We start from the raw sequence: 16,688 nt of genomic DNA on the forward strand, positions 1-16,688 counted from the left end.
GATTTTTAACTTTCATTTTTTTAATTTCAAGTTTCATAACTATGGAAGATACAATTAATTCAAAATTTGACGCTAATTCAGGACAGATTTTTAGGATCACCTATAAGAATAGAGATTTTCAGATTCGACTTTTAAAACGAGGAATTACTAAGGATATCATTGAAGTAGACCTTCTACTGGATGGAGTGATTCAAAAACTTCTTAAGAGAGACAAAACTTGGTATTTTGAAAACTCAGATGCGGATCAGGAACTTGCAAAAGATATATGGAGGGCAATTTCATTACGCTATCGGCTATAAAATCGATAATTCCTTACGGAAACACGTAAAAGTAAGACCTGTATAGATGTTGAAAATTTACTATGTTGGACGCTCATTCTTTTTTAAGCATCAACTCCCTAAATCATAAGCTTTTTTAATACATTTCATTCCTATTAAAATTTAAAAGTCTATATCTCAACTTGATACCGTGAAAACACCCATTAAAAATATGGGGTTTTCCCCCATACCGTGTATCGATTTTTTTTATAATATTGCCAGAATACCGCTAAGAAACCAGATGTTGATTATTTCTAAACGTATCTTATAATAATAAGATGCATGGATCTTTATTTTCATAGGTTTCCTAGCACTAACCAAAAAACATTTTATAGCCTATGAAAAGAATTGATTTTTCAAGAGTCATGCTCTGTGCGTTTCTTTTAGGTTCCCAATTAGCATTTTCCCAATTAATTTCCGGGGAAACTCAAATTTGGGAAAAAATAGATCCTCATTCAAGAGACGCTCTCAAATGTAAGGACGAAAATCTTTTGAACTTCCATTGTGGAATAAAAGATAAAGTCGTCAAAAAATTTATCAGGTATAGTAAGAATAAAAGTCACACACTCAGTCTTGTTCATACTGCCAAAGCGAATGAATTGATATGGGATAATCCCGAAAAAAATGTCGCACTTTCAAATAACCGTTACCAGAAAGGGGAAAAGAATGATATAGAATTAAAAAAGCGGCCAAGTATTTTTAGTTATATGAGCAGTCCTGATCGGGCAAAAGGTAAAACTGATAGCCTTAATATTAAATTATCCGACCAGAACCTTCATGAAATGATTTTTTATCCAAGAAGGGCCACACAAAAAGAATTGAATAATATCCACTCTTATCTTTCGATAAAATATGGAATCTCATTAGACAATTCAAAATATTATAATAGTGAAGGAACTGTTATTTGGGACCCCGACAAACACAGAAACTTTAAGACCAGGTTAACTGGAATGGGCAGGGATGATGGAAATGAGCTTTACCAAAAACAGTCAACCAATATTGAAGATCGAATCCTGACCATAGGGTTAAATGAAATCAAACGAACCAATGCGGAAAACTCGTCGCTATTAAACAACAATGAATTTATCCTTTGGTCCGATGACGATAAAGACCTCAACTTATCTCAGGAGGGAAATTTTTCGAAATTGAACCGCAATTGGCAAATAAATCTTTTAGGCTCTAAGGTCCAAAAATCCGGTTATTCCCTAAGAATCGAAAAATCAATCTTAAATCCCAGATCTTTACCCACAATATATTGGCTTTTAATAACCAATACTGCTGGGGACACAAGAAAGATTCAAGGGATAGAAACGGACAATTATATTTTTTTCAACAAAGTGGACTTTATTAAAGATGATGAAACAGGTGATTCCGCACTTTTTACATTTGCTATAAGTCCTACCAAAGATATCAAGGAAAAGGACGAAACAGTTATCAATAAAGCTCTTGATCCTAATAACCTTTCCCTTGATCTTGAAAAAATTGTCCTATACCCGAATCCAGTTAAGAAAGGACAGAATTTTACTTTACGTTTTCCGCCAATGGAAAATTTAACGGTTTCTATATATGACGGCGCAGGTAGATTGGTCGCGTTGGATAAAGTTGACAGGAACTCCAATCATTATGTGAACCAGTTACCAACCCAGAGTTCATACCTGATTAATCTCACGCAGAATGGGAAAATCATTAAAACTTTCAAATTAATCGTAGAATAATAACACCATGAGAATCGATTTACACAAACTTCCTAGTAAGAAGTCGTGTCTCTTTGTGCTTTTCTTTACCTGTATGCTTGTATTCGCAAGTTTTGATAAAGATGATAGGCAAAAGGTACGCATGCTTAAACAGGATTTAATGACTAAATTAAATCTTGGTAACAAACCATCTTCTACGGATGCAAAAGATCCGCCAGAGGAAAAAGCAGAACATTCGCTTTCCCAACCACTAAATCAAAATTGGGAAAAGCCATCAACAGAAATTTTTGAAAGCAATAAAGTAACTGATGAAAACATCGACCGAAATTCAGTTATTGATGCTTTTGATGCTGACGAAAATCAGGGAACTATCGGAACTTTCTCTGAAAAAGAGACAGATAATATTTCTGATAATTTCTTTAACATTCAGATAGAAGGGAAAATTGACAGATCAAAAACTGCATTTTTGGAGTATGATCTTTTTGGCCTTGATGATTATAAATCTGTATCAAGATCTATCAATCATGATATTGCTATAGGCGGAGAAGTTATTCGACCTAATGCGGATTGGAGCCACCAGAAAGAGGAATTCAATATTGATCTTTTAAAAAGTGGCAATAATACTATATTATTTACCCCACCATCCGCTGGCATTAAATATAAGATCAAGAATTTAAGGATAGTGTTTTCTTCTGATCCTGATTTATCTGATGATCTAAAAATCAGCAGCATACTTTCTTCAAATAAACTTTATGTCCGAGGATATTCCAAGAAATCACAAAGTTTAAAAATCAATAATGAGACTGTTGAGAATAACGGAAAGGAATTTGAGAAACTAATTGATCTCTCAGAACAGGACAATCGAAATGGAACATATACCGTTCATCATGGAAATCAAATCAGGACACTTAAAATTCCGGAAGCTGTAAAATCTTTCAAGATAGTCGGCAGGGATAATTACACTCCTAAAACACTGGAAATTTTAAATGGGCAAACTTATGATTTAAGTTATGAGCACTTAAATGTCAATGTTGAGAAAGGAACCTCGGAATCTGCACTGATAAAACTGCAGAAACTACGTGATAAGGATTTTCCTTCAACAACTCAGGGAATTAAAAATGTTACGCCCAATAATTCGGCATATAGAATATCCCTTGAATCTGGAAGCTTAAGTAAAAAGCTTAAAGTTTCAATGCCTTATGATGAAAGGAAATTAGGGCAAACTTCTCCTAAAGATATTCGAATTTTTTACTTTGATTATAGTAATAAACAATGGAAAATTGAACCATCAGCCGTTGTTGACGAAAAGTTAAAACTTGTCGTTTTCAATGCGGGACAGGATAATGATTATATAAATGGTATAATCTCCGTACCCGAATCACCAACAATCAATTCTTTTGCGCCAACTTCTATCAGTGGATTGAAATCTGCTGATCCGACTTCAGGCGTACAGCTGATGGCACCGCCAACAGCAAATCAGAAAGGTGATGCTGCCATTTCCTATCCAATTCAAATTCCGGCAGGAACCAATGGAATGCAGCCGCAATTGAACATTACCTATAACAGTAGCAAAGGAAATGGCTGGATGGGTGAAGGTTGGGATATTACTGGAATTTCAGGTATCACATTGGATACACGTTGGGGTACTCCAACATTTGATCCAAGCTATGAATCTGAGATTTACCTCTTGGATGGTGAAATGTTAATCTATGAAGGCGACTACCTTCCTCACAGGCATCTTAATGCTCAGGGAAGTATGGATATAACAAGACAGCCTAGAAGTTCCGGAAAAAAGAACTTCTATCTGAGAAAAAATAACAACTTCACAAAGATTGAAAGATATGGTTCCTCACCGACAAGTTATACATGGGTAGTAACCACCACTGATGGAACTAAAAAGTATTATGGTGGAACCGAATCTACCGTTGACAATAATGCCGTTGTTCAAAAGGACAATGGATCAATAGTCCAATGGGGAATTGTAAAAGAACTTGACGTTCATAACAATAATATAAAATATTATTATCTCAATAAGCTATTTACACAGGGAATGGTACCGATTTCGGGAGATAATATAAATCTTGAAAAAGGAAGACAGTTCCATATTGATAAAATTGTGTATTCAGGGGTAAATGATAATGATGGACCATATCAGATTCATTTTTCCTGTAAAGAACCCACAAGGCCGGATTATTCCATAAACACAAAAGATGGTGTAAAAAGGGTTGAAATTGAAAGACTGGACAATATATCTGTCACGAATACCGCACAGGCTGTCAGAAATTATAGTTTTACCTATACCACAGGAAAATTCTATAAATCACTTTTAAAATCGATTTCTGGCCCTGGTGTCAATTATCAGCTGGATTATCATGATGACACCGGCAATGCCATATTTGGCCCTGATAAATTTGTAAATGCTCCGGCACCGGATGCATTCTCAGGCGCAGTTAATTCTGCACTGACCCCTTCAAGAATCAGTGCGGATAATAATTTTGAATGGGGATGGGCATTAAGGACAGGAGCAGGGCTAGGACTTTTTATTCCACATAGATCAGGCGATAAAAATTTTATGGTTTCCGGATTTGTTGGTGAATCATATCCCGATATTAAAAGAGGACAGGAATTACTTGATTTTAATGGTGACGGGATTGTAGATATCCTTTATAGGAAGAGAAATGGAGATAATGGGATCAAGCTTATCCCCGGATCGTGGGAAAATGGTAATCTGGTTTTCAACAAACCGGAATTAAACGTACTGAATTTAAATAGCAATTTCACGAAAACCACAGGTAGTACATTTAATGCCGGAGCCACCGTTTTGTTCAATTGGTGGAAAATGGGCTTCGATTTCACGAAGAGCTGGTCTGAAAGCGAGTCTAAAACTCCAGTTTATCTTTTAGATGCTAATTCAGACGGTCTGCCCGATGTGGTTAAAGACGATAAAGTATGGTTCAATAAAATAAACGCCAATGGGCAGCCAGAAATGGTAACAACCAGTGACATGACAGAAAACATGGTCATGAAGGGTAATGTCCCCGTCCCGTACACAGAACCCGAAGATCTTGACGACGACGAAGGTGAAGAGCCTGTTAAAGCAAAAAATGATGTCGTAAAAGTCTGGATCGCTCCAAAAGCTGGCTATGTGACTATTTATGATCATATTTCAATTACTGACATCCAGGAAACCAAAGCACGGGCCGTCTACTCGATTGAAGTTAAGAATCCTAACGATACTTCAAAAAATGGTAGGGTTTATTTGACCACTTTAGCAGGAGGAAACCCAAATATAGACCTCAAAATCACAAAATATGATGAATATCCAGGAACTCCTTTAGGAATCAATAATTCTTCGCGAATTCATGTAGAGTCAGGTGACAAAATCTATTTCCGTCTGCATAAGAAGACCGGTATAAACTATGAAGTAAACACCACACCTTCGGTAGAATTTGTAAACGCTAACGGTTCGCCGATAGTTGATTCTCCTGAAGAAGAAATAGATGACTTCATGCCAAATAATCTAAAATATGAGGAAAACTTTGTTCTTAACAACCTGACAAAGACATTGAAGTACGACTATTTTGGAACCAAGCATCTTACCATTCCAGGGTTTTCAGTACCAAAATTAAACGATAATGTTACCTTCAAAATAACCTTATCCAAGGCAGAGGTAGTAAATCCTTGGGACGTTACCGTAATTTATGAAAAAACATATTCACAATCACTCGGAACCGTAAACATTGATCCAGTGGATATGGACTTTTTTGTACCACCACCAATACCAGGTGGATACCATTTAAAATTCTCAGTCATATCAGATTCTTACATGAACAAAGAAATTGAGTGGAAGAATATTTCGGTAACGACAGATGGTTATGTTAATATCCTTGATGTACCCGACTATCCATCTTATTATGTAAGGGATTTTAAAAAGAAATTTCATGTTGCAGATTTGGGAGCCAACCCACCACATGGAACAAACGATTACTTTATTTCTATAAACAAGAATTTTGCTTTTACTCCATCTTTGGAAGGTAACTTCATGTATGTTATAAAAAAAGGCGGACTTGTATTGGAAAAAAGATGGGTTAAATTGACCAATTCAGGTATTACTGAAACCTCTTTGAATGGTTTTCTCAATCCGATTAAGTTTTATACTGGTGATCCTTACCAATCCGTTCAGCTCGATGATAGGATTAATATTGTTGTTTATTGCGCTACCCAAAAAGATCGTGCAGCCTATGAATCTTTAAAATCGCAATTGCAGAATCAGATATTCAATATCTATGCTGGAACGAATACGAATCTTTGGTCTTTTACGGTGGAGACAGCAATATTTACTGCTGAGTTCAATACAATTAGTGCGGTTTATCGCAACTGGGGACAATTTATTTACAATGAGAGTAAAGATGTCAAAAAAACGAATAATTCCCTTACGCCACCTGGAGGTCCGCGTGATATACCTACAGCTCCATCGGGCGTAACAACACCAGACTATACAATCAACACAGATACACCAAAAGATTCTTATGGAGCATTGATCAATAATGAATTCCTTGATTCGCCATTCGGGATGTTCAATTATAACTTTTCTTCTTGCTCTGGAATAACTAATCAGGACCAGTACGGAGAGTGTGTCGGTGATATTATTCAGGCAGATTTCCAGAATATAGCAAACACAAACATTCTTGCAGGCTTTAATCCAATTGTTCCAATGAATACCTATTACACAAAAGGTGATAATGGAATCGTGGAGAAATGGATAAATAATGGTTTTACTGAACAGTTCTCAAAGGCAAGGTCTTTCAGGGATGAAGAATCTATGGCTCCGTTTTTTGTAGACGATGATCCAGATGAGCAGGATATCGAAGTGCAGGGAAATCCCAACACCGCCATGTACGCAATAGAGAAGAAACAAAAAAGCAAGGCCAAAACTACTAATTGGGGGATCGGCATTCCTGTTATTTCACATTCAACTTCTGAGCTAAGAGGATATGGAAACATCAATACGCAGGATTTCTTTGATGTAAACGGTGATGGTTATCCTGATATGTTATATAGAACAGAATCCCAATTAACAAATGCATTGGGAGGTCTTAGAAGTGCACAGGGGAGAAATCTAGAAAATAACCCTGACTCGGTTATTTCAAATAACGATAGTTTTCAGAAAACAAATACAATTGCATTCAATGTTTCTGCGGTGAAAACTGTCGGTAGAAATACCTCAAATTCTAATTCCGATTCTAAACCTGATACCTCAGCAGCATGGTCAGGAGGTGTTGGAGTCTCTGATTATCCTGATTCCTATGACAGAGGTGTAAAATATTGGATCGACATTAATGGGGATGGTTTGGTAGATAGAGTTGAATTAAACGATGGCCAGGTCAGATATAAACTCAACTATGGCAACGGACTTGTTAATAATCCTTTTGAAGACTATCCAAATTTAAAAACCTATGAATCCAAGCCTGTTGGCTCAACTTCTGTTAGCATAGGAGACGGTCTTTCAGGAATGATTTCTCAAACCGCTACTTTCAGTTCTGGTTGGGGTATCTCAGGTAATTTAACTGGATCTTCATCTACCGGAAGTTCAAAACTTATGTTCCAGGATATTAATGGAGATGGAATGATTGATCTAATTTCAATGGATAATGATGGAAATACTTCTGTATCCTACAACATGGGTAATAAGTTCGCTCCGGCGCAGGGTCTTTCAAAACAAGGGGGTATAGTTAATTTCGGGAAGGACAGTCGAACATATAATGGGGCACTTACCTTAAATGGTGGATTCTATATCAATGTTCCAATTGTTTGGCTATTTGGAATTACCATTCTCTATTTCCGTGCGGGGGCAGATATGAGCGCGAATATTGGCGTTTCAATGTCTGAAATTGAAAAAGGATTAAGAGACGTAAACGGTGATGGATTCCCAGACTTGGTAATCAACAATGGTAGCGGCTTACAGGTAAATTATTCGAGAATTGGAAGAACAAATAAGTTATCCAAAGTTACAGAAAAGTCTACCAATGGTACATTTACCATCGACTATGCTTATACAGATCCATCCTACAATGATCCTCATTCGAAGTTGGTCATGAAGGAAGTAAAGATTCTCAATCCAAATGTTGATTCTGACGGATATACAACATCAACCGATAAAAATATCGTAACAAGATTTGACTATCAGAATCCTAAATACGACAGAAGGGAGCGAACAAGCTACGGATTTGAAAAAGTGATCACTGAGGATATGAACGGTACGAATGTCTACCGTAGAGGTGTGGAGACTTTTTATAATTCCAATTATTACAATAATGGAATCCCTAAAAAAAGTGAGATATACAGCGGAGGAACTACATTAAAAGCAACTTCGGAAAATAATTACAAATTATATAAATACAACAGTAGTTATACTCAACTTGAAGAAATTCCTTCTTCTCAATTTGAAACTTATGATACTGGTGGAACGCAGGGAAATAGAATCGCGATTGTATTACCTTCCGGAACTTCCAACACGACATTTGAAAATGGGGGGTCTATAACCACGAGCTCCACTATGACCTACAATGTCAAAGGTCAGATAATCGGATATCGCTATAACAGCAACGTCGCCGCCGGAAGTTTTTATTCCTCGATTGGATATCATGACATACCATCCTTAACTGCGAAAAATATATTGAATATACCTTCGGAAATTAAGGTCTTTAATAGTTCGAATATTTTAATTCGCCAACGAAGTTCAGAGGTTGATACGAATTATGGCGATCTGACAAAAATTAAGGTGAGTCTTACTTCAAGTCAAACCGCAGATACAGAACTTACATATGATTCCTTTGGAAATGTAAAAACGGTGAAAGACCCCGTTGACTATCTCCTTACTTACGAGTATGATCCAACAGGAAAATATGTGACAAAAGTAACTGATAGTTTTGGCGTATTTTCATCTGCAACTTATGATTCAAGATGGGATACCATATTGGAATCCATAGATGCTACTGGTAATAAAATAACTTATGAATATGATAATTATGGTAGGTTAACTAATATTCTAGCACCAAAGGAAATAGGTGTTTCGCCTTATACGGTAAAATATTCCTATTTTCTGACACCTTATTCAACCACAGGTACGCAGATAAACCTATACGGCGCAACTACGCAGAACTATGATCCTGACAATCCAACAAATCCAATTGAAACTATTTCATTAGCGGATTTTACGGGAAAAACTGTACAGGTGAAGAAGGACATTTTTATTGCAAATGCTGAGAAAATATCGGTTTCTGGAATGACATCATATGATGTTTTAGGTAGACCAATTAGACAGTATCATCCTACAATGGAGGCAAAAGATGCTGTTCTGAACAAAAAACTCAAATTAACCCTTTCTCCTTATTCCAGTTCTATTCAATATGACAATCTTGATAGGCCAATTATTGAAATTGATGAAGATGGAAATGTGACAGATACCTCATATAGTATTGAAGGTACTTCCATGAAAAAAACTGTAAGTCAATTACAGAATCCGGGCAGTACAATGAAATCTGAAACATTATCAAATGCGGAAGGAAGAACAGTAATTGCTAAAAACTATCTGGGAACTTCAATTTTAGTTTCCCAGTACACGTATGATATTGTTGGACAGCTTCTCTCGTTAAAAGATCCTGAAAATATTGAGTTTAAATACGATTATGATTTAGGTGGAAGAAGAACTTCAGAAAAGCATCCTGATCATGGAACGACAAGGTTCACATATGACAAGGCAGGTAAAATGACGACAAGGTTATCTCCAAATCTTGGCCAATCCAGTGCGATCTCCTATAAATACAATAAAAATAGGTTGATGGAAATAACTTACCCTAATCTTCCTAATGGAGCCACTAATCCTAATAATGTCAGATATACCTATGGTATCGCTGGAACAGCAACTGGAAGGTTAGCTTCAAAAATTGACGGTACGGGGCAGACTAAATATACTTACGGAACATTGGGTGAAATAGTATCTGAAAATAGAAAAATTACTGGATACAACATTCCGACAATGAATTTTATTACTAACTATGAGTATGATAGCTGGAACCGTATTAAAACAATAACCTATCCTGATGGAGAAATCGTAAAGTACAAGTATGATTTAGGCGGAAATTTAAAATCCATAAAAAGCCAGCAGAATGGGGATTACGTAAAAGATATTCAATATGATGAATATGAGCAGCGAACCAAGATCCTAAATGGAAATGATACCTATTCACTGTTTACTTACGAACCAAAAACCAGATATCTTGCTTCTCATACGCTTACTAAGGATAATTACACAACCTATCTTGCTAATAGCTATAAATATGACTTTGCGGGGAATGTAGTTTCTAATATCAATAGCAGTATTTTAACACCTAACCAATTAGGGGGAAGTTACCAGCTTCTATATGGATATGATAGCTTGAACAGGCTTACACATGCGGTAGGGGCAATGCTAAAAGATATAAAAGAAGATCCTAATAACCCTTCTAATGTTGGAGCAAGTTATGAGACAACCCTAACTTACACTACTGGAAATGGCTTTAAAGGAAAAAACCAGACCCATGTGGTAAGCGGTATAACAAATCCTTTAAATACTTACAATAATAGTTACAAGTACGTCAAAGGAACCCATATGGTCACTTCTGTTACCGATTTGAACAATGGGTTTGTAGAAAGTTTCAAATATGACCTGAACGGTAATCCAATAGATCTAAATTCACCAAATGGCACTGTCTCGATGGCGTGGGATGAAGAGGACAATATGAAAGCCTACTTTAAAAAGGCTGATGGTATATTCCAGTATTATTCCTATGACAATAAAGGCGACAGAACTATTAAGTATAATTTACAGGAAGGTCCTAAATTATATCAGAATGGGTCACTCGTTGATGGCACAATGCAGCTGTATGGATACAAAGTCTATCCGAACTCCTATGTTGTGGTAAGCTCAGATAATACTTATACAAAACATTATTATGCCGGAACACAAAGGATCGCAAGCCGATTGGCAGACAATCCAGGTCTTTTTAACAGAGTAGCAGTAAACCAAAATGTCAACGATGATAAGGACAGTGTGCCTGACGTTGAAACTGAATTTAAAGCTTACTCAGAAAAAATGGGTGTAGATATTACAAAACTGGAAACTGAATTTGCTAAAAACAGTTCACAGGCAGGACTATATTATTTACACAGTGATCATTTATCGACAGCAAATTTTGTCACAGATGCAAATGCCGTAGCAACACAATTTTTCCTAAATTTACCTTTTGGTGAAACGTTCATTGAACAGCAGGTTCCTGGAGTCTATGAAAATCCATACAAGTTCAATGCAAAAGAACTGGATAGTGAAAGTGGCCTATATTATTATGGTGCAAGATACTATAATCCAAGACTGAGCATCTGGTATGGCGTAGATCCACTAGCTATCCATAATCCGGTTATGGAGCACCAATTTTATGGGAATGGTCAACATAATTCAGGATTCTATTTCATAGGTAATTTAAACCCATATATTTATACCTATCAAAATCCTGTACGATACACTGATCCAAATGGAAAACAGGTTGATACTGTTATTGATGGTCTCAAAAAGATGTGGAATGGGATCAATCCTTGGAAAGCCGTTGAAGGTAGTAAAGATGGTCCTAGGGTTCGCTCAGGCGAGGAAAGATTTCAGGAGTTTAGAACAGGAACTATACAGGCTGCTAAAGGAGCGGCAACGGCTGAAGTTGGGCATGTTGTCCTCGATGCAGCTGGTGTTGTTGATCCTACTCCTGTTTCAGATACGGCAAATGGTATTTGGTACGTCTTTGAAGGTGACTGGAAAAATGCTGCAATCAGTGGCATATCGGTTGCCCCCTATATAGGTGATGGTGCTAAAGGTGTTAAATATGGTGGAAAAATTATAACGCAGATACAAAAACACCACATTATTCCTCAGCAACTATATAAATTAATGCCAGAAATCGGAGATTTCATATTAAAGAATTCAGGTATAAATTTAAAGAAATTACCAAATAGATTTCATGGAAATCACCCAGCTTATACAAATTGGGTGAAAAATAAGATTGACGATTTATTAGCTGAGGGCGATCTTACGAAAGAAGGACTTGAAGGAGTAATAAAAGAAGCTAATATTGAACTTAATAAAGCCTATAAAGAGTTTAAAGAATCAGGGCAGTCATTGAATGATTATTTTAAAAACAAAAAGAAATAACATGCATAAACAGAAAAATTATTATCAAATTGAACCGACCATAGACAGTAAAATCATTGGCAAAAGTGAATTGGCACTTTCAGTTGAAATTACCAATAAACAATTTTTGGCATTCCGAAAAGATAAATTGGTCTATGTTGACAATTATTTTGAACAGACTGAACCATATAAGGATTTTCCCAAAAATATAACAGGCAAAATGTATCAGAGAAAGAAATCTCCCATTGATATTATGCAAGTCATGCCAATGTGCCTGGGAATTCCATTTATTATTAGTGGAAAAGTAAAGGAAATATTAGAGAACTTAAATATAAAAAAATCCGAATACCATTTGGAAGATTTGAGTATCGATGGATCTTCAGAGCCATTTTATTTTCTCTTTATTCCTATGCTTAAAAATTCTGAGACAATTGATTATTCCAAGAGTGTTTTCTATAGTACATTACAGGATAGATTTGCTGTTTTTGATACTTATGAAAAATATCTCACAGAAAAGAACAATAGATTCAAAGTTAAAAATCTGTTTTTATCTAAAGCACTGGAAAGTCAGGATATTATAAGTGTCCAGGCAGCAGGACCGTTTTTTAGCGAAAGAATAATTGATGCCTTCAAAGAAAATCATGTCATTGGTTACGATATAATAAAGGGCGGAGATTTTAAAGTAGACCTTAAATTCTCCTGATTTTATGTTGATGTGAATGTTTTTGAAACCACCGAAAGGTGGTTTCTTTTTTGCCATTTAAAAATTAAAAATGATTAACTTTAATTGTGGTAAATCATTGACAAATAATTGAATGGGCAATCTTTTTGAGAATAAAATAATTGAAATCATATCAGAAGGTGTAAAAATTGCTGTATCTGAACATACGGTAAATGATCAGCAAATATATCGACTGATCTTTTCCGATGATAGATTACCTCTTGTAATTACACGTATTTCCACTTTTTCTGGTAATAACTGGACAAGTGTTCCGCAGGGAAGACAGAAAGAAGCTGAATTATTTGGTAATGAAATCCTAAAACATTTAAAAAAATAATGATATGTGTTATTATAACGGACAACGTGTTTCAAGAGCTGAGTTCATTCGTTTAATGGACTTGGAAAAAGCGGTTGTGAATTATGATTTTTTAAATCAGGATCTGCACGAGGGTTTTAATTATGGAAAGATAGCGGTTCTGCGTCCTTCCGAAGACAAATGTAATTTTGAAATTGTGCAAATGGAATGGGGTTTCATCCCTTCTTATATTAAAAATCGCGATGCGGTTCAAAAGATGCGTTTTGGATACAAAGACTCCCTGGGTAAGTGGCATCAACCCTATACAACACTTAACGCTAAAGGAGAAGAGCTTCTGCTGATCGATGAAAATTCGGGCAAGGAAAAAATGTTTCGCAAAGCTGCACTTGATCGAAGATGCCTTATCCTGTCTAGTGAATTCTACGAATGGCGACACATTTATCGTCTGAACAAAAAGACAAACCAGCCTTTAAAAACAGCAGATAAATATCCTTACCATATTGGTTTAAAGGACAAAGAGTATTTTTTTATTGCAGCGATATGGCAAAACTGGATTGATAAGGAAACCGGAGAAACAATTGACTGCGTAGCCCTGGTAACAACAGAAGCAAATAGCTTAATGAGACAAATTCATAATTCAAAAAAACGTATGCCAACAATGTTGCCTGATGACCTTGCCTGGGAATGGATGATGGAAGATCTGGATGAAAAAAGAATTACTGAGCTGGCAACCTATCAGATAAATCCTACTGAAATGGTCGCTTATACGGTTGAAAAAGAATTTAAAACAACCGGTACTCCTTCAAAGGCTTTCGTTTACGATGAGATCCCTGATCTTTCTTATGAAGTCTAACAGTTAAAAATGATCGGCTAAAAAAATCCCATTACATAGAAGTTGCCGTTTTAAATATTTAAAGTTGGTCAATAAATTGGTTAGATGATGGGAATTGTCATACTAATGACTTCTTATGCACCATCAAAAACAAATAGATGTATTCCATGTTTTAAACTTTGCATGTATAGGGTTGTTATTGCCTTGTGATAGGATCAACCTAATATGTCATTTCTTTATTAATTTCTGAATTCTATAAAAAATATGAATGGAATAATTTTTCAGCATAACAAGGCCCATATCGGATGTTCTGCTAAATTTATGTTTATTCCTGAGCCTGGGCAAAGGTCAATTCCAGCAATAGCTGAATTTCAAGGTGGTGAAAAAGCATATGCCGTAATAGAAGAGGTAAATGCTCTTGAAGTTGTTTTAAGAATAGGTGAATACTTAGATGCCAAAGGACTCAAAGTTCCTGAGAAAGTATGGCGCATGAGATATGATAAAGACAATGACCAATGGCAAATTGTTGGTAGTTTTTTATCTAATGAAAATCTAAAAAACAACCGAAGAAAGAAATCAAAAATTGGAAAGATTTAATTTTTTTATTCGATTTTTTTAATCTTTGTTTTCCAACACAAACTGAAAGGTAGAACCTTTACCTTCTTCACTTTCCACACTTATAATTGAATTGTGATAATGCAATATCTCTGCGACAATATAAAGGCCGATACCAAAGCCGGAAATATTCGCAAGTTCCTTCCTTTCGACCCTAAAGAATCTTTTAAAAAGTTCTTTCTGATCTGCATTACTTATTCCGACACCTTCATCACTGACAAAAATCCTTAAAGAAGCATTACTGATTTTCTCACAGCCTAACACAATAGTTCCGCCTTCGGGGGAATATTTTATGGCATTGGTCAAAAGATTTGTTAAGACCTGACCGATTTTATCTCGGTCGGCAAGCACTTCATGAGAGGAATTACATTGAATCTTTATTATATGCTTTTCGCTGATATATCTTGCCTCCGATACGATCTCCTGCAACAAACCTAAAATTTGAAAATATTCAAAATGCATCCTGATTTTACCCTCCTCGATCTTTGCGAGGTTCAGAAAATCCTGAATCATCGAAGTCATCCGTTTCGCCTGATTTTCGATCCCGACTGACAAGTTTCTTCCTATTTCCAAATTATTATTCTTAAAACCTCTTTGCATGGCCTGAGAACTTAATAATATGGAAGTAAGCGGTGTTTTAAGCTCATGGCTCACCATTGAAACAAAATCATTTTTCCTTCTTTCTTCCTGTTTTTTTTCCGAAATATCCCTGGCTATTTTGGATATTCCCATGATTTCACCATTGGCGTTCTTAATGGGTGATATTGTCAGGGACACATCTAATAGTTTACCAGATTTTGTCAGCCTCTGCGTTTCAAAATGATTTATGGATTCCCCAGCCCTGAGTTTTTCCAAGATATAATCTTCTTCCCCCAAGCGCTCTTCAGGGATTATCTTTATGATCGGCTGACCGATCATTTCATCGGCACTGTAACCGAATATTGTTTCTGCAGAACTGTTCCAGGTACTGACAACTCCATTCAATGTTTTACTTATGATGGCATCAAAAGAAGAGTTCACTATGGCCACAAGTTTTGAATGGTACTCTTCTGAATTTTTTAGATCTGTAATATCAAGTACGCAGCCGACGACCCTGTGTAAACCTTCGCTTACTTGTTTCTGTATAATTCCCTGCACCCTGATCCAGACAGGAATAGCATTCGATTTTAAAAATCTAAAAATAATATCAAACTCACCGTTATCCCTATATTTCACATCTGAAATATGGGATTCCACCTTTTCTTTATCTTCCGGGTAAATATAATCTTTAAGCAGACCACCTGCATCAACTTCTATCGGGATTTCAAGCATCTGCCGAAGTTCATCTGAAATTTGGATATTTCCGGTAATTAAATCTAATTCCCATATACCCAAGTTAGATGCTGAAATCGCAAGCCGTAAACGTTCCGCACTTTCCGCAAGTAGATGGTGAAGTTCGTTCTTGCGTTTTTCTTCTTTGACCAGCTCGGTTACATCTCTGGTGAAACATCGCGTATGGATAAATTTTCCGTCCTCTATCAGTACATTTGAACTGATTCTGACATATTTGACATCCCCATTTTTGGACAGTAGACTGGCCGGAAAATCCTGTACCGTTTCATTATTGGAAAGTTTAACCAATAGCTCCGAAATTATATCACTATCGGCATGAAAATTCTGGATCGGAAAACCAATATATTCTTCTTTGGTATATCCCAGAAGATCGAGTTCGGCCTGGTTTGCCCAGATAATAATACCGTCCCCATTTACCCAGTGAAGGGGCATACTTCCGTTTTCGATAAAATCCGTCAGCTCTTTCACACGATATTTTAGCGATTCTAATTCGATTCTCAGATCCTCTACATTTTCAGGTTGGGCCATAGTCAATTAACTTTCGATATTTTAACTAAGTAAATTTATTAATTATACAAATATATAGCGCAATAATCATTTATTTATCCTACGTGGTATGGCTTATTTCACAACTGGTTAAATATCAGT

The 16,688-nt window shown here is 36.1% G+C and carries 8 protein-coding genes; 7 read left to right on the forward strand and 1 reads right to left on the reverse strand.

The features are described from left to right. Positions 1-41 precede the first annotated feature (41 nt). From BUB03_RS03600 to BUB03_RS03630, 7 genes are all read left to right on the forward strand, one after another. The gene (locus BUB03_RS03600; RefSeq protein WP_048506383.1) at positions 42-299 is read left to right on the forward strand and encodes a hypothetical protein; all 258 of its coding nucleotides are present in this window, start codon (positions 42-44) and stop codon (positions 297-299) included. 356 nt (positions 300-655) lie between these two features. Next, entirely contained in the window at positions 656-2,032 is a 1,377-nt protein-coding gene (locus BUB03_RS03605) for a T9SS type A sorting domain-containing protein (RefSeq protein WP_048506382.1), read from the forward strand. A 139-nt stretch (positions 2,033-2,171) separates the two neighbouring features. Further along, complete coding sequence (locus BUB03_RS03610) at positions 2,172-12,245, forward strand: SpvB/TcaC N-terminal domain-containing protein (protein ID WP_175547478.1); 10,074 nt, start codon at positions 2,172-2,174, stop codon at positions 12,243-12,245. A gap of 1 nt (position 12,246) precedes the next feature. Beyond that, positions 12,247-12,927, forward strand: coding sequence for a hypothetical protein (locus BUB03_RS03615; protein WP_131707566.1), 681 nt, complete (start codon positions 12,247-12,249; stop codon positions 12,925-12,927). A 112-nt stretch (positions 12,928-13,039) separates the two neighbouring features. After that, positions 13,040-13,282 carry a hypothetical protein gene (locus BUB03_RS03620; RefSeq protein WP_048506379.1) on the forward strand — a complete coding sequence of 81 codons (243 nt, stop codon included), beginning with the start codon at positions 13,040-13,042 and terminating at the stop codon, positions 13,280-13,282. A 55-nt stretch (positions 13,283-13,337) separates the two neighbouring features. After that, complete coding sequence (locus BUB03_RS03625; protein WP_048506378.1) at positions 13,338-14,114, forward strand: SOS response-associated peptidase; 777 nt, start codon at positions 13,338-13,340, stop codon at positions 14,112-14,114. A 243-nt stretch (positions 14,115-14,357) separates the two neighbouring features. Further along, complete coding sequence (locus BUB03_RS03630) at positions 14,358-14,690, forward strand: hypothetical protein (RefSeq protein ID WP_048506377.1); 333 nt, start codon at positions 14,358-14,360, stop codon at positions 14,688-14,690. 18 nt (positions 14,691-14,708) lie between these two features. Here the strand turns inward: BUB03_RS03630 and BUB03_RS03635 are convergent, their stop codons facing one another. Continuing rightward, positions 14,709-16,568 (reverse strand): PAS domain-containing sensor histidine kinase, encoded by a 1,860-nt coding sequence (locus tag BUB03_RS03635; RefSeq protein ID WP_048506376.1) that lies wholly within the window; start codon positions 16,566-16,568, stop codon positions 14,709-14,711. Positions 16,569-16,688: the final 120 nt, after the last annotated feature.

Origin of the sequence: Chryseobacterium oranimense (assembly GCF_900129755.1) — a bacterium.
GTDB lineage: Bacteria > Bacteroidota > Bacteroidia > Flavobacteriales > Weeksellaceae > Chryseobacterium > Chryseobacterium oranimense.